Origin of the sequence: Rhodococcus sp. 4CII (assembly GCF_014256275.1) — a bacterium.
GTDB classification, from domain to species: domain Bacteria; phylum Actinomycetota; class Actinomycetes; order Mycobacteriales; family Mycobacteriaceae; genus Rhodococcus_F; species Rhodococcus_F wratislaviensis_A.
The window spans coordinates 619,309-645,198 of record NZ_JACCFE010000002.1; the positions used below are offsets into that span (position 1 = coordinate 619,309).

At 68.0% G+C, this 25,890-nt stretch carries 26 protein-coding genes and 2 pseudogenes; 9 read left to right on the plus strand and 19 right to left on the minus strand.

The window, feature by feature from the left end; all coding sequences use genetic code 11:
- Positions 1–103 precede the first annotated feature (103 nt).
- Both H0B43_RS03770 and mqo read right to left on the minus strand, forming a co-directional pair.
- Positions 104–607 (minus strand): GNAT family N-acetyltransferase, encoded by a 504-nt coding sequence (locus H0B43_RS03770; protein ID WP_185729227.1) that lies wholly within the window; start codon positions 605–607, stop codon positions 104–106.
- 64 nt (positions 608–671) lie between these two features.
- Positions 672–2,216, minus strand: a complete 1,545-nt coding sequence (gene mqo / locus H0B43_RS03775; protein ID WP_185729226.1) for a malate dehydrogenase (quinone) — start codon at positions 2,214–2,216, stop codon at positions 672–674.
- Positions 2,217–2,337: 121 nt separating this feature from the next.
- Here mqo and H0B43_RS03780 point away from each other — a divergent pair, with 121 nt between their 5' ends.
- The 3 genes from H0B43_RS03780 to H0B43_RS03790 are packed head-to-tail and all read left to right on the plus strand — an operon-like array spanning position 2,338 to position 5,056.
- Complete coding sequence (locus H0B43_RS03780; protein ID WP_185729225.1) at positions 2,338–3,348, plus strand: alpha/beta hydrolase; 1,011 nt, start codon at positions 2,338–2,340, stop codon at positions 3,346–3,348.
- A complete protein-coding gene (gene mtr / locus H0B43_RS03785) occupies positions 3,345–4,730 on the plus strand; it encodes a mycothione reductase (protein ID WP_185729224.1) in 1,386 nt (461 codons plus the stop codon). The genes H0B43_RS03780 and mtr overlap by 4 nt, the downstream gene beginning before the upstream one ends.
- A complete protein-coding gene (locus tag H0B43_RS03790; RefSeq protein WP_185729223.1) occupies positions 4,727–5,056 on the plus strand; it encodes a YnfA family protein in 330 nt (109 codons plus the stop codon). Before mtr ends, H0B43_RS03790 begins: the two co-directional genes overlap by 4 nt.
- Before the next feature lie 45 nt (positions 5,057–5,101).
- Here the strand turns inward: H0B43_RS03790 and H0B43_RS03795 are convergent, their stop codons facing one another.
- From H0B43_RS03795 to H0B43_RS03810, 4 genes and pseudogenes are all read right to left on the minus strand, one after another.
- Positions 5,102–5,668 (minus strand): alpha/beta fold hydrolase, encoded by a 567-nt coding sequence (locus tag H0B43_RS03795; protein ID WP_185729222.1) that lies wholly within the window; start codon positions 5,666–5,668, stop codon positions 5,102–5,104.
- A gap of 141 nt (positions 5,669–5,809) precedes the next feature.
- Positions 5,810–7,348, minus strand: coding sequence for a cobyric acid synthase (locus H0B43_RS03800; protein ID WP_185729221.1), 1,539 nt, complete (start codon positions 7,346–7,348; stop codon positions 5,810–5,812).
- Positions 7,345–8,202, minus strand: coding sequence for a type I methionyl aminopeptidase (gene map, locus H0B43_RS03805; RefSeq protein ID WP_016880170.1), 858 nt, complete (start codon positions 8,200–8,202; stop codon positions 7,345–7,347). The genes H0B43_RS03800 and map overlap by 4 nt, the downstream gene beginning before the upstream one ends.
- A 60-nt stretch (positions 8,203–8,262) precedes the next feature.
- Positions 8,263–8,549: pseudogene (locus tag H0B43_RS03810) on the minus strand (UTRA domain-containing protein); the annotation flags it as partial.
- Between the two features lie 290 nt (positions 8,550–8,839).
- Between H0B43_RS03810 and H0B43_RS03815 the strand changes: the two are divergent.
- Positions 8,840–9,246 (plus strand): annotated as a pseudogene (locus tag H0B43_RS03815) (ABC transporter permease); the annotation flags it as partial.
- A gap of 62 nt (positions 9,247–9,308) precedes the next feature.
- Here H0B43_RS03815 and H0B43_RS03820 read toward each other — a convergent pair.
- Positions 9,309–10,931, minus strand: a complete 1,623-nt coding sequence (locus H0B43_RS03820; protein WP_185729220.1) for an AMP-binding protein — start codon at positions 10,929–10,931, stop codon at positions 9,309–9,311.
- A 116-nt stretch (positions 10,932–11,047) separates the two neighbouring features.
- On the opposite strand from H0B43_RS03820, the gene H0B43_RS03825 reads away from it, so the two are divergent.
- Both H0B43_RS03825 and H0B43_RS43070 read left to right on the plus strand, forming a co-directional pair.
- Positions 11,048–11,914 carry a LuxR C-terminal-related transcriptional regulator gene (locus H0B43_RS03825; RefSeq protein WP_185729219.1) on the plus strand — a complete coding sequence of 289 codons (867 nt, stop codon included), beginning with the start codon at positions 11,048–11,050 and terminating at the stop codon, positions 11,912–11,914.
- A gap of 53 nt (positions 11,915–11,967) precedes the next feature.
- Positions 11,968–12,177 (plus strand): hypothetical protein, encoded by a 210-nt coding sequence (locus H0B43_RS43070; RefSeq protein ID WP_397517492.1) that lies wholly within the window; start codon positions 11,968–11,970, stop codon positions 12,175–12,177.
- Positions 12,178–12,816: 639 nt separating this feature from the next.
- Here H0B43_RS43070 and H0B43_RS03835 read toward each other — a convergent pair.
- From H0B43_RS03835 to dxr, 8 genes are all read right to left on the minus strand, one after another.
- Complete coding sequence (locus tag H0B43_RS03835) at positions 12,817–13,245, minus strand: AraC family transcriptional regulator (protein WP_185730119.1); 429 nt, start codon at positions 13,243–13,245, stop codon at positions 12,817–12,819.
- Entirely contained in the window at positions 13,242–13,724 is a 483-nt protein-coding gene (locus H0B43_RS03840; RefSeq protein ID WP_185729218.1) for a GyrI-like domain-containing protein, read from the minus strand. The genes H0B43_RS03835 and H0B43_RS03840 overlap by 4 nt, the downstream gene beginning before the upstream one ends.
- Before the next feature lies 1 nt (position 13,725).
- Positions 13,726–14,052, minus strand: coding sequence for a hypothetical protein (locus H0B43_RS03845; protein WP_252189866.1), 327 nt, complete (start codon positions 14,050–14,052; stop codon positions 13,726–13,728).
- A 158-nt stretch (positions 14,053–14,210) separates the two neighbouring features.
- Entirely contained in the window at positions 14,211–16,025 is a 1,815-nt protein-coding gene (locus tag H0B43_RS03850; RefSeq protein WP_185730117.1) for a penicillin-binding transpeptidase domain-containing protein, read from the minus strand.
- A gap of 53 nt (positions 16,026–16,078) precedes the next feature.
- Positions 16,079–16,915, minus strand: a complete 837-nt coding sequence (locus H0B43_RS03855) for a GNAT family N-acetyltransferase (RefSeq protein WP_009479750.1) — start codon at positions 16,913–16,915, stop codon at positions 16,079–16,081.
- A 94-nt stretch (positions 16,916–17,009) separates the two neighbouring features.
- Positions 17,010–18,167 (minus strand): flavodoxin-dependent (E)-4-hydroxy-3-methylbut-2-enyl-diphosphate synthase, encoded by a 1,158-nt coding sequence (gene ispG, locus H0B43_RS03860; protein ID WP_185729217.1) that lies wholly within the window; start codon positions 18,165–18,167, stop codon positions 17,010–17,012.
- A 41-nt stretch (positions 18,168–18,208) separates the two neighbouring features.
- Positions 18,209–19,429, minus strand: a complete 1,221-nt coding sequence (locus H0B43_RS03865) for an RIP metalloprotease (protein ID WP_185729216.1) — start codon at positions 19,427–19,429, stop codon at positions 18,209–18,211.
- 6 nt (positions 19,430–19,435) lie between these two features.
- Positions 19,436–20,593: a 1-deoxy-D-xylulose-5-phosphate reductoisomerase gene (dxr, locus tag H0B43_RS03870; protein ID WP_185729215.1), complete on the minus strand. Its 1,158-nt coding sequence runs from the start codon at positions 20,591–20,593 to the stop codon at positions 19,436–19,438.
- A 120-nt stretch (positions 20,594–20,713) separates the two neighbouring features.
- Between dxr and H0B43_RS03875 the strand changes: the two genes are divergently transcribed.
- Entirely contained in the window at positions 20,714–20,983 is a 270-nt protein-coding gene (locus H0B43_RS03875) for a DUF2631 domain-containing protein (RefSeq protein ID WP_185729214.1), read from the plus strand.
- 73 nt (positions 20,984–21,056) lie between these two features.
- Here H0B43_RS03875 and rlmN read toward each other — a convergent pair whose 3' ends face one another.
- On the minus strand, positions 21,057–22,166 hold the full coding sequence (rlmN, locus tag H0B43_RS03880; protein ID WP_185729213.1) for a 23S rRNA (adenine(2503)-C(2))-methyltransferase RlmN: 1,110 nt from the start codon (positions 22,164–22,166) through the stop codon (positions 21,057–21,059).
- Positions 22,167–22,280: 114 nt separating this feature from the next.
- On the opposite strand from rlmN, the gene H0B43_RS03885 reads away from it, so the two are divergent.
- Together H0B43_RS03885 and H0B43_RS03890 are read left to right on the plus strand one after the other, a co-directional pair.
- On the plus strand, positions 22,281–22,694 hold the full coding sequence (locus tag H0B43_RS03885) for a lipopolysaccharide assembly LapA domain-containing protein (RefSeq protein WP_185729212.1): 414 nt from the start codon (positions 22,281–22,283) through the stop codon (positions 22,692–22,694).
- 83 nt (positions 22,695–22,777) lie between these two features.
- Positions 22,778–23,632: a CoA ester lyase gene (locus H0B43_RS03890; protein WP_185729211.1), complete on the plus strand. Its 855-nt coding sequence runs from the start codon at positions 22,778–22,780 to the stop codon at positions 23,630–23,632.
- A gap of 7 nt (positions 23,633–23,639) precedes the next feature.
- On the opposite strand, the gene H0B43_RS03895 is transcribed toward H0B43_RS03890, so the two are convergent.
- From H0B43_RS03895 to frr, 3 genes are read right to left on the minus strand one after another with little or no spacing between them, the layout of a single operon-like run.
- The gene (locus tag H0B43_RS03895; RefSeq protein WP_185729210.1) at positions 23,640–24,341 is read right to left on the minus strand and encodes a class I SAM-dependent methyltransferase; all 702 of its coding nucleotides are present in this window, start codon (positions 24,339–24,341) and stop codon (positions 23,640–23,642) included.
- 10 nt (positions 24,342–24,351) lie between these two features.
- Positions 24,352–25,272: a phosphatidate cytidylyltransferase gene (locus H0B43_RS03900; RefSeq protein WP_185729209.1), complete on the minus strand. Its 921-nt coding sequence runs from the start codon at positions 25,270–25,272 to the stop codon at positions 24,352–24,354.
- Positions 25,273–25,300: 28 nt separating this feature from the next.
- The gene (gene frr, locus H0B43_RS03905; protein ID WP_015890301.1) at positions 25,301–25,858 is read right to left on the minus strand and encodes a ribosome recycling factor; all 558 of its coding nucleotides are present in this window, start codon (positions 25,856–25,858) and stop codon (positions 25,301–25,303) included.
- Positions 25,859–25,890 lie beyond the last annotated feature (32 nt).

The following is a 25,890-nucleotide window of genomic DNA, read 5'->3' on the forward strand; positions in this document are numbered from 1 at the left end:
GGATTGATGGCAGCCGCATCGGGGATCCGTCACAGTGGCGGGACCGCGCCTGATTCGAACAGGACTTCCCCGCGGACATTCACCTGACGACCCTAGTCGGCGCTCACTTCGCCCCGACCGACGGGGCCGCCCCCGCAACCTCATACGTGGCGTCGCCGCCGCCGCGCCGCATGGGGACGTGCGGAATTCCGTCCTCCACGAACTCTTCACCGTCCAGCTTGAAACCGTGCTTGGCGTACATGTCCACCAGGTACGTCTGTGCGTTGATCCGGCACGGCGCATCCCCGACCTCGGCGAGGGCGGCGCGCAGAAGGCGCGTGGTGTGCCCCTGCCCGCGGGCCGGCCGCGACGTGCAGAGCCGCCCGATGCGGAACGACTTGGTGCCGTCGGCGTGCTCCTCGAGCAGGCGGAGTGTGCACACCACCTGACCGTCCTGCTCCAACCAGAAGTGCCGCGTCTCGACGAGCAGATCGCGACCGTCGAGTTCCGGGTACGGGCACGCCTGCTCGACGACGAAGACCTCTACGCGAAGCCGGAGCAACTCGTAGAGCGTCTTGTTGTCGAGATCGAGAGCCCACGAACGCTTGAGTGCTGCGGTTGCCGTCATGACAGGCAACTATCGCACAGCGCCGGCGAGTGTGCGCGACCGCCGACCCGGGCCGGGCGGTGCATCAGACCGCGACCGACGCGTCCTCCACCTTGCTGGTGTCGAGTTGCAGGACCTTCGACGTCCAGTCCCACACCTGCGAGAACAGTTCGGTGTTGTCGGACAGCTTCACGCCCAGCGACGGCACCATTTCCTGCAGCTTCGGCTTCCACGACTCGTACTGGGTCGGGAAGCACCGCTGCAGCACGTCGAGCATCGCGGGCACCGCGGTCGACGCGCCCGGCGAGGCGCCGAGCAGACCCGCGATGCTGCCGTCGCCGGCGTTCACCACGGCGGTACCGAACTCGAGAACGCCGCCCTTGCCCTTGGCGCGGCGGATAACCTGGACGCGCTGACCTGCGGTGATGAGCTCCCAGTCCTTGCCGAGCGCCTTCGGGACGAACTCGCGGAGGGTGTCGATCCGCCCGGCCTCGGACATCGCCAGCTCACTGATCAGGTACTTGACGAGGCCGAGTTCGCTGACGCCGACCCCCAGCATGGACAGCAGGTTGTCGGGCTTCACCGAACTGGGCAGGTCGGTGACGCGACCCTGCTTGAGGAATTTGGGCGACCAGCCGGCATAGGGACCGAACAGCAGTCCGGGCTTGCTGCCGATCACGCGGGTGTCGAGGTGGGGAACCGACATCGGCGGTGCGCCGACCGCGGCCTTGCCGTACACCTTGGCGCGGTGCTCATCGATGAGCTGTGGGTTGGTGCAGCGCAGGAACGCGCCGCTGACGGGGAAACCGCCGAAGCCCTTCGCCTCGGCGATACCGGACTTCTGCAGCAGGTGCAGCGCACCGCCGCCGGCGCCGACGAACACGAACTTGGCGCGCACGACCTTCTTCGCACCGTTACGGCGGTTGGTGACCTTCACCACCCAGCTGCCGTCGGACTGCTTGGTGAGGTCGGTGACCTCGTGCCCGAAGTGGACGACGCCGCCGGACGCGCCGACATATCCGAGGAGCTGCTTGGTGAGGGCACCGAAGTCGACGTCGGTGCCGTCCTGGGTCCAGTTGAGCGCGATCGGGTCGCTGAAGTCGCGGCCCTTCGCCATCAGCGGCAGACGTCGGGTGAACTCGGCGGGGTCGTCGATGTACTCCATGCCGGCGAACAGGGGGTGACCGGCGAGGGCGTCGTAGCGGGCCCGCAGGTACTTCGCGTTGGCCTCGCCGTGTACGAAGCTGACGTGCGGGATCGGGTTGATGAACTCCTTGGGCTTCGTCAGTACACCGCTCTCGACGCCGTGCGCCCAGAACTGCCGCGACACCTGGAACTGCTCGTTCACGTTGACGGCCTTCGCGATGTCCACGCTGCCGTCGGGGTTCTGCGGGGTGTAATTGAGCTCACACAGCGCGGAGTGGCCGGTACCGGCGTTGTTCCACGGGTCGCTGCTCTCGGCGGCTACTGCGTCGAGCCGCTCGAATGTGGTGATCGACCAATCGGGCTGCACTTGACGCAGGATCGCTCCCAGCGTCGCGCTCATGATGCCCGCGCCCACCAGCACTACATCCGTTTTCGTCTCTACCGCATTCTGATCTGACACTGGAGTATCGACTTCCTTGTCCATAGCCGTACGCGCATACGCCTGCCGTGTTCGCCGGATAGGTTACCCGCGCGTATGAGCGAGAATCACCTGCCCCAATTGTGCGCCTCCCCGCGCCCTCGAAACGCACATTAGATTGTGATCTGTGACTACCTGGGCTCCCGACGTCCTCGGCGACGGATATCAACAGCTGACCATCCCTCTCGGGACCGACCCCGACGGCGAGGGCGAGGTGAAGGCCACCCTGATCCGCTACCAGCCGGCGCAGGAGACGAAGAAGACCGGTCGGGCCGTGCTGTACGTCCACGGATTCACCGACTACTTCTTCCAGAAACACCTCGCCGAGCACTTCGCCGAACAAGGTTACGCGTTCTTCGCGCTCGATCTCCGCAAGTGCGGGCGCTCGCTCGAACCGGGGCAGACCGCGCATTTCGTCTCCGACCTCTCGCTGTACGACGCCGAATTGAACGAGGCGTTGCGTGTGGTCCGCGAGCAGACCGGTGACGGCGAGGTCCTGCTGGTGGCGCACTCGACCGGCGGTCTGGTTCTGCCGCTGTGGCTGCATCGCCTCCAGCGCAAGTCGGGTGGTACCGCCGCCCTCGGCATCAGCGGGGTCATCCTCAACAGCCCGTGGTTCGATCTGCAGGGTCCGTCGTACCTGCGGAACGTCGGGACCGTGGCGGTCGACGCTGTCGGTCGCGTCAAGCGCAAGTCGATCATCCCGAAGACGGGCCTCGACACGTACGGCGTCAGTCTGCACGTCGAGGGCAACGGCATCTGGAACTACAACCTGGACTGGAAGCCGCTCAGTGGCTTCCCGGTCACGTTCGGGTGGCTGCGCGCGGTGCGCCGCGGGCACGCGCAGCTGCACCGGGGACTCGACATCGGCGTCCCCGCCCTGATCCTCCGGTCGAAGGCGTCGTATTTCGCGCCGCGATACGACCCCCGGGTCGACACGGCGGACGCCGTCCTCGACGTCCGGCAGATCGCACGCTGGGCGGGATGCCTCGGCGACCGCACCACGATCGTGCCCATCCCGGGCGCCCGGCACGACGTGTTCCTGTCGTCCGACGAGCCCCGGGCCCAGGCATTCGCCGAGGTGGATCTGTGGCTCGACTGGCTGCACGGCCACAACGCTGCGGAGGTCGAGCGGTGACGCATTTCGATCTGGCCGTCATCGGTTCGGGGTCCGGCAACTCGCTGCCCGACGACCGTTTCGCGGACAAGACGATCGCGATCCTGGAGAAGGGGACATTCGGCGGAACGTGCCTGAACGTGGGCTGCATCCCGACGAAGATGTTTGTCTACGCCGCCGAGGTGGCCCGCACGGTCACGGGTTCCGCGAAGTACGGCATCGATGCGCAACTCGAGGGTGTGCGCTGGCCCGACATCGTGAAGCGGGTGTTCGGCCGTATCGATCCGATCTCGGCGGGCGGGGAACGCTACCGCGCGGAGGACAGCCCGAACACCACACTGTTCCGGGGACACGCGACGTTCGTGGGACCGCGGACCCTCGACACCGGGACCGGGGAGGTCGTCACGGCCGATCAGGTGGTGATCGCCGCCGGGTCCCGACCGATCATTCCCGACGTCGTGCGCGAATCGGGCGTGCGGTACTACACCAACGAAGACATCATGCGGCTGCCGGAGTTGCCCGAGCGCATGGTGATCATCGGGGCGGGATTCATCGCCGCCGAGTTCGCGCACGTGTTCTCCGCGCTGGGCACCCGGGTGTCGCTGATCGCGCGGGGTTCCCACCTGCTCCGGCACCTCGACGAGGACATCTCCCTCCGATTCACGGATCTGGCCGAGCAGAAATGGGACGTGCATCGCGGCCACCCCGTCACGGCCGTCCGCCCGGACGGCGACGGCGTTGCGGTCGAACTCGCGGACGGTTCCGTCGTCTCCGGTGACGTGCTCCTGGTGGCGACGGGCCGGCAGCCGAACGGGGACACCCTTTCGGTTGCCGCCGCCGGTGTCGAACTCGACGACGAGGGACGCGTCGTGGTGGACGAGTTCCAACGCACTACTGCCGAAGGCGTTTTCGCGCTCGGCGACGTGTCGTCGCCGTACCAGCTCAAGCATGTCGCCAATCACGAGGCGCGCGTCGTCCAGCACAATCTGCTACAGGACGCCTGGAAGGACACCTCGGGTCTGCGCTCGACGGACCACCGGTTCGTCCCGGCGGCCGTGTTCACCGACCCGCAGATCGCGCACGTCGGGCTGACCGAAGCAGAGGCCCGGGAGGCCGGCTGGGACGTCACCGTGAAGGTGCAGGCTTACGGCGACGTCGCCTACGGGTGGGCCATGGAGGACAACGAGGGTCTCTGCAAGGTCATCGCCGAGCGGGGCACCGGGCGACTGCTGGGTGCGCACGTGATCGGCGCCCAGGCGCCCACGGTGATCCAGCCGCTGATCCAGGCGATGAGCTTCGGCGTGACGGCGCAGCGGATGGCGCGGGGGCAGTACTGGATCCATCCGGCGCTGCCCGAGGTGGTCGAGAACGCGCTCCTCGGTCTCGACCTTCCGCCCGAGTGACGGTCGCCAAGTCCGTCGCGCTGTTCGCCCTCGCCGCGCTGTTCGAGATCGGCGGCGCGTGGCTGGTGTGGCAGGGTGTCCGCGAGCACCGGGGCTGGATCTGGATCGGTGCCGGTGTCGCGGCGCTCGGCGCGTACGGGTTCGTCGCGACGATGCAGCCCGATGCCAACTTCGGCCGCATCCTCGCCGCCTACGGCGGGGTGTTCGTGGCGGGCTCGCTGATCTGGGGCATGGTGGCCGACGGGTTCCGCCCGGACCGCTGGGACGTGTCGGGTGCCCTGATCTGCCTGCTGGGTATGGCCGTCATCATGTACGCCCCACGCTGAGCACGGTCGTGCCCGGCGCGGGGCGGCGTTCCTGACGGGAAGCGGTTACCAGGGGCTGGTGCGGAGCACGATCTCGGTGGCCAGTTCGGCGGCCGCCGTGGCCGGAACGTTCGTGACGCCGTCGAGTTGCACGACCCGGAAGTCGGAGTAGACGAAGCGTCCGCTCGCGTCCGCCTCGGCCCGCCGGTCGGCGCTCGAGACCAGGACTGTCGTGGGGAGTTCGACCGGCGGACAATCGGATCCGCGCACCGCCCCCTGCGCGTCGGGTGCCGCCGGATGACCGCGGTCGGCCACTACCAGGCTGGCGAATCGCCCGAACTGTCGTGCCGCGAGCGACCAGGCCAGCTCCGCGCCCTCCCGGCTGCCGACAAGATTCACCCACCCCACCTTCATTTCGTCGAGCAGAGCCATGATCGTCGATTCGTCGAGACCGGCGATGTCCTCGGGCACGATCGTGCGCAGATCCGAATTGTGGAGGCGCTCGCACACGCCGTCGTAGACATCCGGTCCGTCGCCGGCCCCCGGGAGCAGGAGGACGGTGTGTTTGCTCGCAGGCCCGTCGATGCGGACCGTGCAGTCTCCATCTCCCACCGCCACGTGCGTCAGTTCCATGGGCTAAAAACTACGCGATCGGGGACGTCTCGCGCTCGCACCTATCCAGTTCCACGGTCCACTGCACGAGTTGTGAACCGATCAACCGGCGAGGCGGGCGTCGATGATCGGCACGGCGTTCGACACGGAGACGGTCGCCGCCTAACGCACCAGGCCCGACCCGATGGCCGGAAGGCCCTTCGGAGCGCCTCCGCCGAGGAGTTCCTCGAGGGCTCGGAGATCGAGATTCTGCTCCACCAGGTCCGCCAGCAGATCGAGTTGGGCGGTCCGGATCGCGGCGACGTCCGTGTCCGGGGCGGTCACGAATCCGGTTCGCCCCGCGTGTTCGGCCACGTCGTCCAGCAGGATCCGGCGGAAGCGGTCGGTCTCCAGGAGGCCGTGCCAATGCGTGCCGTAGACGGCGCCGCGGATGCTTCCCTCCGCGGCGCCGTCGCTCGCGTGGAGCAGCGGCGCATCGCCGTTGCGCCGGACCCGGCCGTGATGGATCTCGTACCCGGACACCGGGACTCCGTGGGCGTTGCCGCGGACCTGGGCGAGCACCTTGTCCGGGGCGAACTCCACCTCGAGGTCGAGCAATCCGAGGCCGGCCACCGCACCACGGCCGGATTCGACGTCGTCGACGATGGCGGACCCGAGCATCTGGTAGCCCCCGCACACACCGAGCACCGGCCGGCCGCGCTTCGCGTGTGCCGAGATCGCGTCCGCGATGCCGTTGCGGCGCAACCATTCCAGGTCCGACACGGTCGATTTGCTGCCGGGCAGCACGATCAGATCGGTGTCCTCCAGCCGCGACGGATCGGTGACCCACCGCACCGCCACCCCGGGTTCGCACGCGAGCGCCTCGACGTCCGTCGAATTGGAGATGCGGGGCAGACGGATCGCGGCCACCCGCAACCAGTCGTCGCCGATCGGCGGCGCCGGACGTCCGACCGGAGCGTCCCCCACCACGCCGAGCGAATCCTCCGCGTCGAGCCACAGGTCCTCGGCGAAGGGAACCACCCCGAGCGTCGGGCGTCCCGTCAGGGCCGTCAGTTGGTCGAGTCCCGGGGCCAGCAACGACACGTCGCCGCGGAACTTGTTGATCACGAATCCCGCGATCAGCGCCTGATCCTCCGGTTCGAGAACGGCCACGGTGCCGAACAGGTGGGCGAGCACCCCACCGCGGTCGATGTCGCCGACGACGATCACCGGAAGGTGGGCGGCGCGAGCCAGTCCCATGTTCGCCAGGTCCGTGGCGCGCAGATTGACCTCCGCCGGTGAGCCGGCCCCCTCACAGATCACCACGTCGTACTCGGCGCGCAGCGACTGCAGTTCCTCGGCAACCACCGTCCGCAGGTGTTCCCGGTGCTCGATGTAGTCGCGTGCTCCGACGGACGTGACCGCGCGGCCGCGCACCACCAGTTGCGACGTGCGATCGCTGCCCGGCTTCAGCAGCACGGGATTGAAACGGACGCTCGGCGCGAGTCCGCAGGCCGCCGCCTGCAGAGCCTGCGCCCGGCCGATCTCGCCGCCGTCGAGCGTGACGACGGAGTTGTTCGACATGTTCTGCGCCTTGAACGGCGCCACCCGGACACCGCGCCGCGCCAGCATCCGGCACAGCCCCGCCACGAGCACACTCTTGCCGGCGTCGGACGTGGTGCCGGCGACGAGCAGTGCGCCCTCCCACCGGCTCTCGCTCAAGGCAGGGTGAGAATCTCGTTGCCGGTCTCGGTGACCACGATGGTGTGCTCGAACTGAGCCGTCCACTTGCGGTCCTTCGTCACCACGGTCCAGTCGTCGTCCCAGATCTCCCAGCCGATGTCGCCGAGGTTGATCATCGGCTCGATCGTGAACACCATGCCCGGTTCGATGACCGTGTCCACGGAGGGCTCGTCGTAGTGCAGGATGACGAGACCGTTGTGGAACGTGGTGCCGATGCCGTGACCGGTGAAGTCGCGGACCACGCCGTAGCCGAAACGGTGCGCGTACGACTCGATCACGCGGCCGATGACGTTGAGCGCGCGGCCCGGTTTGACCGCCTTGATGGCGCGCATCGTCGCCTCGTGGGTCCGTTCCACCAGCAACCGGTTCTCCTCGGCGACGTCCCCGGCGAGGAACGTGGCGTTGGTGTCGCCGTGCACACCGCCGATGTACGCGGTGACGTCGATGTTGACGATGTCCCCGTCCTGGATCACGGTCGAGTCGGGGATGCCGTGGCAGATCACCTCGTTGAGCGAGGTGCAGCACGACTTGGGGAATCCCTTGTAGCCGAGCGTCGACGGATAGGCGCCGTGATCGATCATGTACTCGTGGGCGATGCGGTCGAGTTCGTCGGTGGTGACGCCGGGCGCCACCGCCTTACCGGCCTCCTGCAACGCCTGCGCGGCGATCTTGCTCGCCACCCGCATCGCCTCGATGGTCTCCGGGGTCTGGACCCACGGCTCGTTGCCTTCCTTCGCCGTGGGCTTCCACGCGTACTCGGGACGCTCGATCCCCGCCGGTACGGCGAGGACGGGAGACACGGTTCCGGGGCTCAGTGCTGTGCGGACAGACATGGGTACCAGGTTAGACCCGTGCAGGGTCGGGGCGCGTCAGGACCCGTCGTGCGAGTGGTGTCACTCCCGGAGCGTGGTGAGGAAGGCGATCCGGTCGCCGCGGTAGAGGGAACGCACCCGCTCGATCGGGATGCCGCCGGTGTCCAGCGAGACGCGGTGCAGCAGCAACATCGGGCATCGCAGTGGTCGAGTCGAGCAGGGCGACGTCCCGGGGGAAGGCGTACGGTCTCGATCCGCTCGGTCGCCGATGCGAACACCACCCCCGTCTCGCGGATCACCGCGTACAACGACGTGCCCGGATCGAAGGCGCGTGCCATCTCCCCGAAGCGGCCTGCGGGCAGATCAGTGTTTCCTGATCGGCCAGCGAAGCGTCCGGTCCCGTCGAGCCGGATACCCGGCGATACAACGCTTCCACCCGCGCACGCGGAGGATTCTCCGCGTGCGCGGGTGACAGCAGGTAGGCGTCAGATTCCTCGCTCGAAAACCTGGTGACCGGAACCGCAACGGCGGGAACACAACCGACCCTCCGACGCAGCTTTGCGGACACCCACGACGGACATGTTCAGGCATTCGGCGGCCTCACTGATACCTAACATGCGATACCAACAGATAGTAAGATCTAGCATTCGGTTATCCATCAACAGTTGCCAGCATGCAGACCGCATTCATCGCGGGTGCACTCACGCTCGCCGTCGGGACGTGGGCGGCACTGGCGGCGCGGGCTGCGCCGGCGTGGTTGCAGCGTGCGACCGACGCGGTGTTCCACCTGCCGATCGCCGTCCCGTCGCTGGCCATCGGTCTGGGGCTGCTGATCACGTTCAACGAGCGCCCGTTCCTCGGGGCGGCCGCCGCACTGTCGATCGCGCTGTCGATGGGCGAACTGGGTGCCACCGTGATGGTCTATCCCGCCACCTGGAAGACGTTGCCGGTGAGCATCTTCGGACCCACCGCGGGCAGGTGTTCCTCGCCGACGCTGATACCACCCTGCTGCTGGCGGTCACGCTCCTCGCACTATTGGTCGTCGGCCGCCTCCGGAGGCGCTGACGCGCCCGTGCGCCTTTCTGGTTGTTCCCGCTACCAAAAAGGCGCACGGGCGGCGGAGCCGCCTACCGCTGGCGAAGCAGGTACCGCTGCACCTTGCCGCTGGGAGTCTTCGGCAGGCTGGGGACGAAGTGCACGGTCCGCGGATAGGCGTGCGCCGCGAACTTCTTCTTCACCAGGGTCTGCAGTTCGGCCTCCAGTTCGCCGGTCCCGTCCACGCCCTCACGCAGGACGACGAAGGCCTCGAGCACCTCGCCGCGCAGTTCGTCGGGCATCCCCACGACTGCGGCCTCGACGACGTGGTCGTGCATCACCAGCACACTCTCCACGTCGAAGGGTCCGATCCGGTAGCCGGCCATGATGATGACGTCGTCGTCGCGGGCTGAGAAGAAGTAGAAGCCGTCCTCGTCGGTCTGCCCGGCGTCGCCGGTGAGGTACCACCGACCGTCGGCTGTGAACCGCTGCGCGGTCTTCTCAGGGGCGTCGACGTAACCGGTGAACCACATCAGCGGACTGTTGTGGGTGTCGATGGCCACCCGGCCCGGGGTCCGCGGCGGGGCGACGGCGTCGGAGTCGTCCTCGAGTACGGCGCACGCCCAGCCCGGTAGCGGCTTGCCCATGGACCCTTCGCGGACCTCCTCCTGCAGGCCGTCGGCCCACGCGTTGGAGATGAACATGCCGTGCTCGGTCTGGCCGTAGTGGTCCCGGACGAGGACGTTCAGGTTGGCCTTCGACCACGAGATCACATCGGGGGTGAGCGGTTCGCCGGCCGACGACGCGCGGCGCAGCTTCACCGTGTCGGGAATCGGCGTGGGGTCGGCACGAAGGCTGCGGTAGACGGTGGGTGCGGCGGCGAAGTTGGTGACGCCGAACCGCTCCATCACCTGCCACGTGAGGGGCGCGGAGAACCCGGAGTGCAGGAGGATGCTGCGGGTGCCGGCCGCCATCGGTCCGAGCAGCGCGTAGTAGAGCCCGTACGCCCACCCGGGGTCGGCGGCGTTCCAGAAGACGTCGTCCTTGCGGACGTCCAGCCCGAACTCCAGGTACGCATGGAACGACGCGAGGGCGCGCAGCCGCACCGGCACACCCTTCGGGGTGCCGGTTGTGCCGCTGGTGAACAACTGGACGATGGGTCCGTCGCCGCCCACCGTGACGGCCGCACCCGTCGGGTCCGCGGCGTCGTGCGACTCCACGAGCGTCGCGAAGTCGAGTGCCTCGGAGCCGGCTCCGCCCACGACCACCACCTGCCAGGGCGCATCCGCGGGAATGTCGTCCCCGGGGGCCAGCTTGTCGAGCTGGTTGGCATCGGAGACGACGACCTTCGCTCCGCTCGCACCCAGCCGGAACGCGACCGCGGGCGGTGCGAACGCGGTGAACAGGGGCACGTGGACGGCACCCCGCCGCCAGATGCCGAGCAGTGCGACGACGAGTTCGGCCGACTTCCCCATCAGCGTCGCGACGTGGTCACCCGGCTCCACCCCGAGGTCCGCGAGTGCGGCGGCGAACCGCGTCGACTGCTCGCGCAGGTAGCCGTAGGTGAGGTCCGTCGACGACAGGTCGGATTCGACGACGGTGAACGCCACGTCGTCGGCGGGGTGACGATCACACAGCAGTTCCGCGGCGGACGCCGTCGGCGTGTCGTACTGGTCCAGCAGTTCACGCACGCGTGCGGCGGGATCGGTGGTCATGCGGTACTCCTCGTGTTCTCATGGCCAGGTAAAGAGGTCGGGCCGTCGCCCGAACTCACTACGGTTATGATCTAGCTCACAGACCGCCGTGACTACCCCCGGAAAGGGGTGACGACTTGGTTGCTCGTGCACCGTCGCTGCTGCGCCCTCGGGACGGGGACGCACTGCGTGGCGAGCTGCGCACCATCGCAGCTCACGGCATCGCGCCGGTCCTCTTCGGTGGTGAGGTCCAGAACGACACCCTGCACCTCAGCGAGTTCGTCGGCACCCGCACCAACAATCTCAAGGGTCTGGCCATCCCCTCGCTCTCCGGACTGGGCGGCCGGGTGGTCGCCCAGCGCGCACCCGCCTCGGTTCACGACTACGGCAACTCCTCGTCCATCACGCACCATTACGATCGGCCCGTCCTCAGCGAAGGACTGCGGTCGATCCTCGCGGTGCCCGTCATGGTGCGAGGCACTTCGCGCGCGGTGCTGTACGCCGCCATCCGCGATTGCGCGCCGATCGGCGACCGCACCGCGGACATCGTCGTCGCGGCGTCGCGGCGGCTCGGCACCGAGATCGCCATCCGCGACGAGGTCGATCGCCGCCTCGAGATGATGCAGACACTCGATGTGAACGCCGCCGGGGGTGCCACGTCCGAGGAACTCCGCGACATCCACGCGGAGTTGCGTAGCGTCGCGCAGACCGTCGCCGATTCCTCGTTGCAGGCCCGCCTCCGCGGGTTGTCGCAACGGCTGGCCGGAATCTTACGGCCGACAGCCGACGGCGCGGACGACGATCCCGCCGTCCACCTCACTCCGCGCGAGATCGACGTCCTGTCGCACGTCGCTCTCGGGTGCACCAATAGCGAAGCAGCCCAACGTCTCTCGGTGGGACCCGAGACGGTGAAGAGCTACCTGCGCAGTGCCATGAGCAAGCTCGACGCACGGTCGCGGCACGAGGCGGTGGTCACCGCGCGCAGGCTCGGGCTGCTCCCCTAGCGATTACCGTCCTCTCGAACGAGGGACGCAGGCGGTAGCGAAAGGCGGTGGTCATGGGATCGACGGCGGACGCCACGAATTCGAACGCAGCTGGTTCGAATTCGCCCGGACAGCCGAGCCTCGAGCGGGTGATGGGCCCGGGACTGCTCCTGTTGTTCATCGTCGGCGACATCCTGGGCACCGGGATCTACGCCCTCACCGGCAAGGTGGCCAAATCGGCCTGTGGGCCCTCAGGGTGGGTGACGGCGACTTCTCCCGGGTGACCACGTTCGACACCGGCGACGGGTCGGCGCTCGGCGCGGTGATCGCCGGCACAGCCCTGGCCTTCTTCGCGATGGTAACCGAGCCGCATCTTCCCCAAGGTCCTGTTGATGGGGCTGATCATCACGGAAGCCATCTACGTCTTCGTGTCGATCACCGCGATCGCGCTGGTGCCGGTGGTCGAACTGGGCGAGGGCGACACTCCGCTGCTGAACGTCGTTCAGGCGGGGGCGCCCGGATTCCCGATCGGCATCTTCGCGTTCATCACCATGTTCGCCGTTGCCAAACACGGCGTTGATCAACATGCTGACGGCGAGCCGGCTGCCGTACGGGATGAGCCGCGAGGGCGTGCTACCTCCCCGCTCGGCAAGGTGCACTCCAGGCGCCGCACGCCGTACGTGGCCATCGTCTTCACGACGCTGCTCGCGGTCGAGCTCAACACTTTCGTCGGCGAGGTCCCGGAACTCAGCGGCACGACCGCGTTGCTGCTGTGCGTGTTCACCAGCCGTCAACATCACCGTGCTCGTTCTGCGCTGGCAGCCGGTGGAGCACAAGCATTTCCGCGTGCCCACCATCTGCCGATCATCGGCGCCCTCACGTGCGGCCTTCTCGTCACTCCGTGCGCCGAGGTCGGGCGCCGGTCAGCGGAGCGAGAGGAAGAGCTCGGCCGATCCGTCCGGATGGTGCACCTCGAGGTCCTCGGTGAAACCGCGTTCGATCCGGCCGCGGGCCGCCGCGTCGTCGGCGACGCTCCAGGTCTCGGCGAGCGCGTCCGGTTCCGTTTCGTCGTCGCAGCGAAATCGCGCGAAGTAGCCGGCCCCCACCCGCACCAGGACGTCGCCCGGTTCCATCTTGTCGGTCGAATCGCACGGGTACCCGACTACCACGGTGAACGTCCGCGGCGGCGGAGATGCCGCGTATACGACGAGGACCTCGGAGATCCCCCGATCCCTGATCCGCTCCACCGTGTAGTCGACGAGTTCCCGGCCCGGTCCGGGGCGGCCGGGCTTTCCCTCCGGAATGGTCAGGCCCACAAACGATTCGGCTTGCCTTTTCACTATCTCGATCATTTCTTCTCACCTGATGCGCTCGACGGACCGCGGGGCTCGTCCACGAGAATCGGAATGTACAGATCCACGGCGTAGGCGTGCGGATACGCCTCGAGGTCGCCGGTGTACGCCCGCTCGATGTCACCGTTCGACTCCGCCTCGCTCACCTGCGCCCACAGCCGCAACATCACATCGGGAAACATTCCCCGCGAGGAGAACTTGGCGTACGTGCCGGGCGGGATCCGCGAAATGACGTGACCCCGCGTCGCGTCCTCCACGCTCACGCACTGGTACCCGACGATCTGGGTGTAGTACGACTCGACGTCGGGCGCGAAATCGATGTAGGTGGATGCCAGCGGTCCGCCGACCTCGTGATGCAGGACCCTCGTCCACGCCCGGTCGAGGCGCGGGTCGCTCAGTTTGCCCAGCGCACGCTGGGGACTTCGGACGGGCAGACCGGCCACCAGGGTCTCGCCGCGTTCGACGATCTCGAAGGCCATGTCAGATCGCCGCCTCCAGAAGATGTGCGTCGCGAACGCCGACGCAGGGCACCCCTCGAGCCCGCGCCAGCTGCATCGCCATCGCATCCGATGGCGTGCAGAGTCCGTCCAGAACGTCCTCGGTCGCGATCGCGCAGACGACGTCGCCCTCACATTGACTGATCGATTCCATACCGCGGTCGGAAGCCCACTGCCGCAACACAGCCCACTGCGTCCGCTCGGTGCCGGCGCCCGGATTCCCGACGAACAACACCCGCCGCGCGCCGGTCGATGTCTCCGCGCAGTTCACGTCTGCACTGATGGTCATCACGTCTGCACTGATGGTCATGGTCTGACTTCCTGTCCACGTTGGCTTTTCGATCCCGCCCGAGCGGGTTCTTCCGTCTGCAACCAACTATGGACCGTGCCGACGGCGGCGTCTGTCCGCCGATCAGCCCTGGAACAGGATGAATTCCGCGTCCCCCGATCGGTGGACAGCGGCCGGTGTCAGTACCCCTCGGGCAGCGCGGCGAACATGTCGCGGGTGACGGCGACGGCGTTGTCGGAACTGCCGCCGCGCACCACGAGCGTCGCGAACGCGAGGTCGCCGCGGTAGCCGACGAACCAGGCGTGCGAGCCGCCCTCGACCTCGGCCTCGCCCGTCTTGCCGTACACCTCGCCCTGATCCTCGATCCGCTCGGCCGTTCCGCTGGTCACCACGAGACGCATCATGCCGCGCAGTCCGTCGACCATCTCCGGGCTGATCTGCGGACGGTCCCCGTCGATCGTGGTCTCCCGCCCGGCGATCAACCGGGGGACGGGCGTCGAACCGTGGGCGATGGTCGCGGCGGCCAACGCCATCCCGAACGGGCTGACCACCACCTTGCCCTGACCGAACCCGTCCTCCGTCCGTTGCACCAGATCGTCGGCGGGCGGCACCGAACCCGAGTCCGTGGGCAGGCCCACCACGTCGTAATCGGGGCCGATTCCGTACTGCGACGCCGCGACGGTCAGTGCGTCGGGCCGCATCTCGCTGGCGAGTTTCGCGAACGACGTGTTGCACGAGCGGGCGAATGCCGTGGCCATCGGCACGGTGCCGAGCGCGAACTCGTTGTAGTTCGGGACGCTGCGCTCGCCGATCTCGATGCGACCGGGGCACGGCACCATCGTGTCGGGGGTCGCGAGGCCCGAGGAGATCGCGGCACCGGCGGTGATGATCTTGAACGTCGAACCGGGCGGGTACAGGCCGGTGAGGGCCACCGGACCGTCCCTGTCCGCCGCCTTATTCTGGGCAACGGCGAGGACGTCGCCGGTCGACGGCTGGATGACGACCATCATCGTCTGGTCGGTGCGGGCGTTGACCGCATTCTGCGCCGCGATCTGAATGGGACGGTCGAGGCTGATCGAGAAGGACGGGGACGTCTGCGGCGCGGTCTCGGTGAGCACGTCCGTATCGACACCGTTCTGGTTGACGGTGACGACGCTCCACCCGGCCTTGCCGTCGACCTCGTCGATCACGGTCTTCTTCACCTGGCCCACCAGATCGGGGGCGAAGTTCCGGTCGGTTGCTACGAGATCCGCTTCGTCGGACACCGTCACACCGGGCACGGCGGCGAGGACGCCGGCGACCTGTTCGTAGTCGTCCGACCGAAGCCGGGTCACCAGATAGTCGCCCTTGACGGCCGTCGCGGATTCGGCGATCGATTGCGCCGTGAGGGTGTTGTCGAACACGGCGAGCGCCGAGGCGAGGGCCTGGGCGCTGCCGATCACGTTGCCCGACTGCGCCGCATCGAACTTCACGCGGTAGACCACTCCGGGCACGAGGACGTCCGACCCGGAATGCTCGTTGACCCGTGCCCGGGGGGCGGCGGTGGAACGCAACGACATCGTCTGCCGGTCGCCCAGTCGCGGATGGACATTGGTGGAACTCCAGCGCACGGCCCAGTCGCCGCCGCGCCGCCCCATCTGGAGTTCACCCGAGTACGTCCACACCCGATTCTTCGGCAGATGCCATTCGTAGGTATACCCGACCGTGGCCGTGTCACCGCTGACGTGCACGTCCGTCGTCCGGGCGTCGAGAGATTCGGCCTGAAGCGACGTCCATGCCGATTCGAGGGTCTGGCGTGCGGCGTCGGGACGATCCGACAGATTGGCGGCCTCTTCCGAATCCTGCTCGGCGAAGGCGGTGAGGAACGCCTGCGCGGCCGGTTCCGGACCGTCCGGTCTCGGCGTGCACGCCGTCAAACCTATCGTCAGCACAGTGGCGCCGCAGAGGGCGATCGACTGGAGGACGCGGAAGCGAGGATGTGGCCGCAGGTTCATCGCCGCCCATGTTATGTCGGCAGACACCGCCGGCACGGTAGGCGGCCAGCGAGTCAGTCCAGGAGAATTGTGGCGAACGTCGCGACCTGGCTGAAGCCGATGCGTGCATACGCGCTGCGGGCCACGGTGTTGAAGCTGTTGACGTAGAGGCTGGCGATGCGGCCTTCGGCGATGACGGCCTCCGCGACCGTCGCGGTGCCCGCGGCCCCGAAGCCGTGCCCGCGGTACATCGGATGCACCCAGACTCCCTGGATCTGGCCGACCCGGGACGACACCGATCCCACCTCGGCCTTGAACACCACCTGACCGTCGTCGAATCGCGCCCACGCCCGGCCTGCGGCGATCAGGTTGGCGACGCGGCGGCGGTAGCCCCGACCCCCGTCGTTGGCCCGGGGATCGATGCCGACCTCTTCGATGAACATCGCGACCGCGGCGGGCAGGTACTGCTCGAGTTCGTGCATTCGCACCTGACGCACCAACGGATCCGGGCGGCATTGCGGTGTACTCGCCAGCGCCAGTAACGGCTGGTCGGGCCGCACCTCGCGGGCCGGCCCCCAGTCCATCTCGAGCATCTCCCACAGCGGCAGCGTCAACTCGGCTCGGCCGACCAGCGACGAGCACATGCGCGGCGTGCGGCAGGCCCGGTCGGCGAACGCCCGCATGTCGTCGATGCTGCCGCGGAGTGGCACGAAATTCGCACCCGAGAAACACAACGATTCGAGCGGCCCGCCCCGACTCCACAACTCTCCGTGGATCATCCGGGGGTCGACGCCGCCCTCTTCGACACGAGCGGCGACCATGCAGGCGGCGACAGGATCGGCGTCGAGAACGCGGAGCACGTGTGCCGCGTCCCGACTGCTCAACTGTTTGGCACCGAGGAGCTTGAGCATCTACCCAACCTTGTCAGCTAGTGGACCTGCCCACCAGATTGCCACGAACTCGCCGGAAACGGGAGTCGTTTCGCTGCCCGCTGCCGGTGCCGGGTCAGCTGACCGTCACGACGGGTGATCCGGACGTCGAATCGCCCTCCATCTCCTCCGCGATCCGCATCGCTTCCTCGATCAGGGTTTCGACGATCTGCGCTTCCGGCACGGTCTTGATGACCTTGCCCTTGACGAAGATCTGACCCTTGCCGTTGCCGGAGGCGACCCCCAGGTCGGCTTCGCGGGCCTCACCGGGACCGTTGACGACGCACCCCATGACGGCGACGCGCAGCGGGATCTCCATCCCCTCGAGTCCGGCGGTGACCTCGTCGGCGAGGGTGTACACGTCGACCTGGGCGCGCCCGCACGACGGGCAGGACACGATCTCGAGCTTGCGGGGACGCAGGTTCAGCGACTGCAGGATCTGCGTGCCGACCTTGATCTCCTCGGCGGGGGGCGCGGACAGCGACACGCGGATGGTGTCGCCGATGCCCTCCGCGAGCAGGGCGCCGAACGCCACCGCCGACTTGATGGTGCCCTGGAACGCGGGACCGGCCTCGGTCACGCCGAGATGCAGTGGGTAGTCGCATTTCGCGGCGAGCTGCCGGTAGGCCTCGACCATGATCACCGGGTCGTTGTGCTTCACGGAGATCTTGATGTCGCCGAATCCGTGTTCCTCGAACAGGCCCGCCTCCCACAGCGCGGACTCGACGAGCGCCTCCGGGGTCGCCTTGCCGTACTTCTGCATCAGCCGCGGGTCGAGGGAACCGGCGTTGACGCCGATGCGGATCGGGATGCCTGCGTCGCCTGCCGCTTTCGCGACCTCCTTGACGCGTCCGTCGAACTCCTTGATGTTGCCGGGGTTCACGCGGACGGCCGCGCAGCCCGCCTCGATGGCGGCGAAGATGTACCGGGGCTGGAAGTGGATGTCGGCGATGACCGGAATTTGGCTCTTCGTCGCGATGGTCGCGAGTGCGTCGGCGTCCTCCTGCCGAGGGCAGGCGACGCGGACGATGTCGCAGCCGGACGCCGTGAGTTCGGCGATCTGCTGCAGGGTGGCGTTGACGTCGTGGGTCTTGGTGGTGCACATCGACTGCACGGATACCGGGAAGTCGCTGCCGACACCGACCGTTCCGACCTGCAGCTGGCGGGTCTTGCGACGAGGTGCGAGAACGGCGGCCGGGCCTTCGGGCATTCCCAATCCGACAGGGCTGGTCACGTGGGTGCCTTCTTTCGTAGCTTCGAGACCGAGTTTAGCGATCACTGGAAGAGCTTGATCGGGTTGACGATGTCGGCGGTGAGGGTGAGGAGCATGTACGCGCCGCCGATGACGATCACCACATAGGTGACGGGCAGCAGCTTGATGTAGTCGACGGGTCCGCCGCCGGGCAGGCCGCGCCTGGCGCGGAACCAGTCCCGGACCCGCTCGTAGAGGGTGACCGCCATGTGTCCGCCGTCGAGCGGCAGCAGCGGCAGGATGTTGAACATTCCGAGGAAGAAGTTCAGGCTCGCGAGCAGCAGCACGAACGCTTCCCAGATGCCCTGTTCGGCGATCTGCCCGCCGATGACGCTCGCGCCGTACACCGAGATGGGTGTCTCGGGGTCGCGTTCGCCGCCGGTCACGGCGTGCCACAGGTCGACGGCCTTGCTCGGCATCTGCACCAGCCGCTCGGCGGTCATCACGAACATGTCGCCGGTGAACTCGAACGAGGCGGGCACCGCCGACAGGGCCGAGTGCTCGACGACGCTCGGGGTCGCACCGATGCCGATGGCGCCGACCGTCGCCTCGTGGGGTTCGGCCTCCCCCTTCTCCTGGACCCAGCGCTGCACCTGCTGGACCGGCACGACGATCGTCTGCTCCTCACCGTCGCGTTCGATCGTGAAGTCGACCGGACCGGACAGTGAGCGCGTGGCGGCGGCCACGTCGGCGAACGTGGCGGTGTCCTTGCCGTCGACCGCGGTGATGACGTCGCCGGTGCGGATCCCCGCCTGCTCGGCGGGACCGGGACCGGTGCACTCGGACAGCGCGAAATCGGGACCGGGGCCCTGGCTCGGCGCGGCGCACCCCACCGACCCGACCACCGCGTCGGTGGACCGATTGAGGTCGGGCAGTCCCCACCCGACGGCGAGGACGTAGACCAGGACGAGTCCGAGGACGAAGTTCATGCCGATGCCGCCGGACATCACCGCAAGGCGCTTCCACGTCGGCTTCTTGTACATCGCTCGGTCTTCTTCGTCCGGTTCGAGCTCGTCCAGCGCCGTCATGCCGGCGATGTCGCAGAAGCCGCCGAGGGGCAGCGCCTTGAGCCCGTATTCGGTCTCACCGCGGCGGAACGAGAAGATCTTGGGTCCGAAACCGATGAAGTACCGGCGGACCTTCATGCCGGTGGCCTGCGCCACCCACATGTGACCCGCTTCGTGAAGCGCGATCGACAGCGCGATCCCGAGGGCGAAGAGAACAACGCCCACTGCGAACACCATGCAGTTCTAGCCTTCCTGCTTCACGAGCTGTCGTGCTCGCTCACGTGCCCAGCCGTCGGCGGCCAGTACGTCTTCCACGGTAGCGGGTGGCGCCGCCCACTCGTCCGCCTCGGACAGCACGGAGGCGACGGTGCGGACGATGCGCGGGAACCGGATGATCCCGTCCAAGAATGCCTGAGCCGCGACCTCGTTGGCAGCGTTGTAGACGGCGGTGAGGCATCCGCCACGTTTCCCGGCCTCCCGGGCGAGGTCCACTGCGGGGAACACCGTCGTGTCGAGTGGCTCGAACTCCCAGGTGGACGCCGTGCTGAAGTCGCAGGCCGGAGCCGCGCCCGCGACGCGGTGCGGCCAGCCGAGGGCGAGGGCGATCGGAAGTTTCATGTCGGGCGGGCTGGCCTGCGCCAGCGTCGAGCCGTCGGTGAACGTCACCATGGAATGCACGATCGACTGGGGGTGAACGGTGACGTCGATCCGGTCGTAGTCGACGCCGAACAGCAGGTGCGTCTCGATCAGCTCGAGCCCCTTGTTGACGAGTGTCGCGGAGTTCAGCGTGTTCATCGGTCCCATCGACCACGTGGGGTGGGCGCCCGCCTGCTCCGGTGTCACCGAGTCGAGCCGGTCGGTCGTCCACCCGCGGAACGGGCCGCCCGAGGCGGTGAGGACCAGCCGGTCCACCTCGTCCGCGCCGCCGCCGCGCAGACACTGGGCCAGCGCGGAGTGCTCGGAGTCGACCGGCACGATCTGGCCCGGAGCCGCGGCGGCGGTCACGAGCGGCCCGCCGGCGACGAGCGACTCCTTGTTGGCGAGCGCGAGCCGGGCACCGGACTCGAGCGCGGCCAGCGTCGGCTCGAGTCCCAGCGACCCGACGAGAGCGTTGAGCACGACGTCCGCTTCCGTGGTGCGGACCAGCTCGGTGACCGCGTCGGGACCGCTCAACACCCCCGGCAGATCCAGCGTCACCGCAGCCCGCGGATCCGCGACCGCGACGGACGACACCCCCGTCTCCCGGATCTGCTGCGCCAGCAGGTCGGCGTTTCCGCCGCCCGCCGCGAGACCAACCACCGTGAACTTGTCCGGGTTGGCGGCCACCACCTCCAACGCCTGGGTGCCGATCGAACCTGTGCTGCCGAGCAGCAGGACGCGAGTGGGCCTGTTTTCATCCACCCACCCATTGTTCCTGATGCACAGCGGACCGCCCGCCACGGATGGCCCCACTACATACGACGGGCAGTCGTATGTCACGATATGTCGAGTAGCGCAACCGAATCTGCAGGAGGATCGATCGTGGCCGGTACCCAGTTGGAGCCCTCGTCCAGCGACCCCATCGTGGCCGCACACATCGACACCGCGGAGGTCCCGTCGGCCGCGTGGGGCTGGAGCGGTGAGGCGCCCAAGACGTTCCGCTTCTTCGGATGGTTCTTCGCCGTGTTCCTGCTGCTCATGATGATCGGTAACCACACCGGCAAGGTCGAGGACCTGTGGCTGTTCGGCTGCGCGGCCCTGATGGTCGTGATCCTCGTGCGCGACATCGTCCTGCGGCGCAAGCCGCGGTAACACCCGAACCACGACAACCCCTCGTCCCGATTCCCGGGGCGAGGGGTTCGTCGTTTCCGGCGAGTGCGCGAGCTCAGTTCTCGGCGGCGAGCTGGCCGCAGGCGGCGGCGATCTCCTGGCCGCGGGTGTCCCGCACGGTGCAGGAGACCCCCTGCGCCAGCACGCGCCGGACGAATTCCTTCTCGACCGGCTTCGGGCTCGCGTCCCACTCGCTGCCCGGGGTGGGATTCAGCGGGATCAAGTTCACGTGCACCAGCGGGCCGAGGGCCTTGCGGAGTTTCTTGCCCAGCAGGTCGGCGCGCCACGGCTGATCGTTGACGTCCCGGATCAGCGCGTACTCGATCGACACCCGGCGTCCGGACTTGTCCGCGTAGTAGCGGGCGGCGTCGAGGACCTCCGCCACGGACCAGCGGTTGTTCACCGGGACCAGGGTGTCGCGCAGTTCGTCGTCCGGCGTGTGCAGCGACACTGCGAGCGTCACGCTGAGGTCTTCGTCGGCGAGCTTGCGGATCGCGGGGGCCAGACCCACCGTCGACACCGTCACCGAGCGTTGCGACAACCCGAGTCCGTCAGGGGCCGGCGAGGTGATGCGGCGTACGGCTGCCACCACCCGCTTGTAGTTGGCGAGCGGCTCCCCCATGCCCATGAACACCACGTTCGACAATCGGCCCGGACCGCCGTGGACGTCGCCGTCTCGGAGTGCGGCCGCGGCGGCACGCACCTGGTCGACGATCTCGGCGGTCGACAGGTTGCGCTGCAGCCCGCCCTGACCGGTCGCGCAGAACGGGCACGCCATACCGCACCCCGCCTGACTGGAGATACACAGCGTGGCGCGGTCCGGGTAGCGCATCAGAACGCTTTCGAGCAGCGTTCCGTCGTTCGCCTTCCAGAGCGTCTTCCGGGTGTCGCCGTTGTCGCACGCGAGATGCTTGACGGGGGTCAGCAGCGTCGGGAAGAGCGCGGACCCCACCTGCTCGCGCACGGCGGCGGGGAGATCGGTCATCTTCTCCGGATCCGCCTCGAGCCGCGCGTAGTACTGCCGGGCCAGCTGGTCGGCACGGAAGCCGGGCAGACCCAGCTCCTTGACGGCCTCCCGCCGCTCGGTGGAGTCGAGGTCCGCGAGATGCCGAGGGGGCATCCCACGCCGGGGCGCGGTGAAAACGAGGGGAAGCGAGACAGCCATAGTTTCTCCATTGTCCCATTGATTCGGGGGTCGTTGTCGTGCGGATGCCTGATCGACGTTGTCTCGCCGCCCGATGCGCCTGCGGAACCCGCCCAGGTGGGTGAAGATCAACTCATGTCGACAACACCGGACGACTCCTCGAACTTCCCCCCGGACGTCCCGGCCGGCCGTGGTCCCGGTACCGGGCCGGGGCCCACCGATCCGGCGCACCCCGACACCGTGCCCGCGGGAACCGAGCATCCCGACGTGGCCCGCCGCAAGGGGATCAAGCACACGCGGGTGGGCGCCACGTGGACCGGCCTGGTGATCGGAATCATCGTCCTGGTACTGCTTCTCGTGTTCATCCTGCAGAACCTCGACAGCGTGACCCTCGAACTGTTCGCCTGGGATTTCACCCTCCCGCTGGGCGTCACGCTGCTGTTCGCGGCCATCGCGGGCGCGGTGATCATGGCCCTGGCGGGCGGTGTCCGCATCCTCCAGATCCGGCGGGCGGCCAACCGTCAGCGGCGTCTGAACAGTAATTTCTAACTGAACAATAGTTACGCAAGTGGATTGCGTGGACACCGAGCGAGCAGAATCGATGTCGTGGATATCACCGGAACGGCACGACTGTGAAGGCCGACATGGAGACGACTGTGGCACCGCGTATCGCGGCTGAGCAAGCACGATCCTGGCTGCTGGTTCCCGCCGGCAAGCCCGAGGGATTCGAGGCGGCGCATGTGAGCGCCGCCGACGCGGTGATTCTCGACCTCGAGGACGCCGTGACTCCCGACCGCAAACCCCGGGCCCGGGCCGACGTCGTCGCCTGGCTCGGCGAGAACCGCCGCGCGTGGGTGCGGATCAACGACGCCACCACGCCCTACTGGGCCGAGGACCTGGCCGCCCTGAACGGAGTTCCGGGTCTCGAAGGCGTCATGCTCGCCAAGACCGAGAGCGGGATGCAGGTCGACGCCACGGCCGAACGACTCCCCGACGGCACCAAGGTGCTCGCCCTCGTCGAGTCCGCGGTCGGGCTCGAGGCCGCGCCGGAGATCGCCCGGACCGAGGCCACGTTCCGGCTCGCATTCGGCAGCGGCGACTTCCGCCGTGACACCGGGATGGACGATTCGCCGCTGGCGATGGCCTATCCCCGTGCGCGGCTGACGGTCGCCAGCCGGGCCGCCCGGATCGCACCGCCGATCGACGGGCCCACTCTCGGCACCGACGTCGACGCCCTGGTCCGCGCGTCGGCGCTCACCCTGTCGATGGGGATGAGCGGCAAGCTGTGCATGACCATCGCGCAGACGGCCCCGGTCAATGACGCCCTGAGCCCGTCCCCTGCCGAGGCGGAATGGGCGCGGGACGTGATCGCCGACCTGGGCGAGGACGGCTCGCGGGTGCGGGACGGCAGCGACCTCCCCAAGCTGGCGAAGGCCAAGAAGATCAACGCGCTCGCGAAGCTCTTCCACATCGCGCCGCGGCAGTAGCAGCGCGTCAGACGATCTCGAGACCGGCGGGCTTTCGGCGGACGTGGACGCGGTAGCGCACGTCGAGGGCAACGCCGGGAGTCTGCGCGAACGCCGCCGACGCGGTCTTCCTGCTGAACTCGATACCGAGGACCCCGCGCAGTGATTCCCGGTCGGGGAAGAGCCATCGCGTCTCCACGCGCACCAGATCGAACCCCTGCGCGGTGAAGAATGCCTCGACGGACGGCGGGTGATACTGCGGCAAATCGGCGCGCATCCACTCGCCGTACGGGTGGGCCGTCGCATCGAGATCGACCACGACGAGCGCGCCGCCCGGGCGCAGGACGCGCATGGCCTCACGGATTCCACGGCCGCAACCGGGACCGAAGAAGTACGCGGTCCGCGCGTGCACGACGTCCACGCTCGCGTCACCGAGGGGTATGCCCTCGGCCGAGCCGTCGAGCACGCGGACGTTCGGCAACGTCTCCACCCGTGCGCGGGCACGGTCCAGCAGCGGCGGATGCGGCTCGATTCCGTAGACCGTCGCTGCTGACTCGGCGAAGACCGGGAGGTGGAACCCGGAACCGCAGCCCACGTCCGCGACGGTGCCGCCCGTCCAGTTCACGACCCGGCGCAGATGCCGGAAGATCGCCCCGTCCATGTCCTGGGCACGATTCTCGATCTCGTACAGCTCCGGCCAGTGCCAGATGTTCGGGCTGGGGATGGTCACGGCCGGGCGGTCACACGAGGACGGTGAGCACCAGCCACGTCACGAACGCCGACGGCAGCAGGGAATCCAGGCGGTCCATGATCCCGCCGTGGCCGGGCAGCAACGTACCCATGTCCTTGATGCGCAGCTCCCGCTTGACCTGGGATTCGATGAGGTCGCCCAGCGTGGCAGTGATCACCAGGACGACGCCGAGAAGCACACCGATCATCGAGTTCTCGTCGAGGATCAGGGTGACGGTGAGCAGGCTGCCGATGACACAGAAGAGCAGCGAACCGAAGAACCCTTCCCACGACTTCTTGGGGCTGATCGCCGGCACCATGGGATGTTTGCCGAACAGCACACCCGCCGCGTAGCCGCCGACGTCGGAGCAGACCACACCGATCATCAGGCACAGCACCCGCCCGGCGCCGTCATCCTGCAGCACCATCAGCACCGCGAACGACGCCAGCAACGGAATCCACGACGCCACGAACACGGTGATCGCCGTGTCCTGGAGGAAGTTCTGCGGCGTCGCCTTCAGCCCGTGGTCGAACAGCCGCCAGACCATGCAGACCAGCACCGTTCCCGCGAAGGCACTGAGCACACCGACCGGGCCGAACGGCCACCCGAGCCACAGGATCGCCTGCCCGCCCGCGAGCAGCGGGATCCGGGGGGCGCTGATGCCGGCCTCGCGGAGCCGTTTCGTCACCTCCCACGTGGCGACGGCCATCGCGACCGCGACCACCCCGATCCACACCAGGGGCACGTAGACGAGGATCAGGATGAGCGCGACGCCGAGTCCGACGCCCACACCGATCGCCGCGGGGAGGTTTCGCCCGGCCTTCGACTTCGCGGCCGCCTCCGGCGCGGGCTTCCCCTCGGAGACCGGTCCCGAGGGATCGCCCTCGGAGATGGGTCCCCCTGGGGTCCCGTGTTCTGCTGGCACGGTCACTGTCCCCGATCCACTCCTCGTCTCGTGACTAAACTTCGAGCAACTCGGCTTCCTTGTGCTTCACCAGCTCGTCGACCTGTGCGACGTACCGGGCGGTCGTCTTGTCGAGTTCCTTCTCGGCGCGCCCCACCTCGTCCTCGCCGGCCTCGCCGTCCTTCTGGATCCGGGACAGCTCGTCCATCGCCTTGCGGCGCACGTTGCGCACGGACACCTTCGCGTCCTCACCCTTGGACTTGGCCTGCTTCACCAGTTCGCGGCGGCGTTCCTCGGTGAGCTGGGGAACGGAGATGCGGATAAGGTTTCCGTCGTTGGACGGGTTCACGCCCAGGTCGGAGTTCCGGATCGCCGTCTCGATGGCGTTCAGCTGCGAGGCCTCGTACGGCTTGACGACGACGAGTCGCGCTTCCGGCACGTTGATACTCGCGAGCTGGGTGATCGGGGTGAACGCGCCGTAGTAGTCGATTCCGATGCGGTTGAACATGCCAGGATTCGCGCGGCCCGTGCGGATCGATCCGAGATCGTCCTTGGCCACCGTGACAGCCTTTTCCATCTTCTCCTCGGCTTCGAAGAGAGCTTCATCAATCACGGCTGTTCCTCCATGTCGTTCTGGCATCGATT

Excerpts from the sequence above, each read along its gene's own strand:
- H0B43_RS03850 (WP_185730117.1), bottom strand. The coding sequence starts at position 16,025 with ATGAACCTGCGGCCACATCCTCGCTTCCGCGTCCTCCAGTCGATCGCC.
- H0B43_RS03795 (WP_185729222.1), bottom strand. The coding sequence starts at position 5,668 with ATGGAACTGACGCACGTGGCGGTGGGAGATGGAGACTGCACGGTCCGC.
- H0B43_RS43070 (WP_397517492.1), top strand. The coding sequence starts at position 11,968 with ATGGGATCGACGGCGGACGCCACGAATTCGAACGCAGCTGGTTCGAAT.
- mqo (WP_185729226.1), bottom strand. The coding sequence starts at position 2,216 with ATGGACAAGGAAGTCGATACTCCAGTGTCAGATCAGAATGCGGTAGAG.
- H0B43_RS03885 (WP_185729212.1), top strand. The coding sequence starts at position 22,281 with ATGTCGACAACACCGGACGACTCCTCGAACTTCCCCCCGGACGTCCCG.
- map (WP_016880170.1), bottom strand. The coding sequence starts at position 8,202 with ATGTCTGTCCGCACAGCACTGAGCCCCGGAACCGTGTCTCCCGTCCTC.
- H0B43_RS03820 (WP_185729220.1), bottom strand. The coding sequence starts at position 10,931 with ATGACCACCGATCCCGCCGCACGCGTGCGTGAACTGCTGGACCAGTAC.
- H0B43_RS03835 (WP_185730119.1), bottom strand. The coding sequence starts at position 13,245 with ATGATCGAGATAGTGAAAAGGCAAGCCGAATCGTTTGTGGGCCTGACC.
- H0B43_RS03840 (WP_185729218.1), bottom strand. The coding sequence starts at position 13,724 with ATGGCCTTCGAGATCGTCGAACGCGGCGAGACCCTGGTGGCCGGTCTG.
- H0B43_RS03855 (WP_009479750.1), bottom strand. The coding sequence starts at position 16,915 with ATGCTCAAGCTCCTCGGTGCCAAACAGTTGAGCAGTCGGGACGCGGCA.
- rlmN (WP_185729213.1), bottom strand. The coding sequence starts at position 22,166 with ATGGCTGTCTCGCTTCCCCTCGTTTTCACCGCGCCCCGGCGTGGGATG.
- H0B43_RS03845 (WP_252189866.1), bottom strand. The coding sequence starts at position 14,052 with ATGACCATCAGTGCAGACGTGATGACCATCAGTGCAGACGTGAACTGC.
- H0B43_RS03770 (WP_185729227.1), bottom strand. The coding sequence starts at position 607 with ATGACGGCAACCGCAGCACTCAAGCGTTCGTGGGCTCTCGATCTCGAC.
- H0B43_RS03865 (WP_185729216.1), bottom strand. The coding sequence starts at position 19,429 with ATGGTGTTCGCAGTGGGCGTTGTTCTCTTCGCCCTCGGGATCGCGCTG.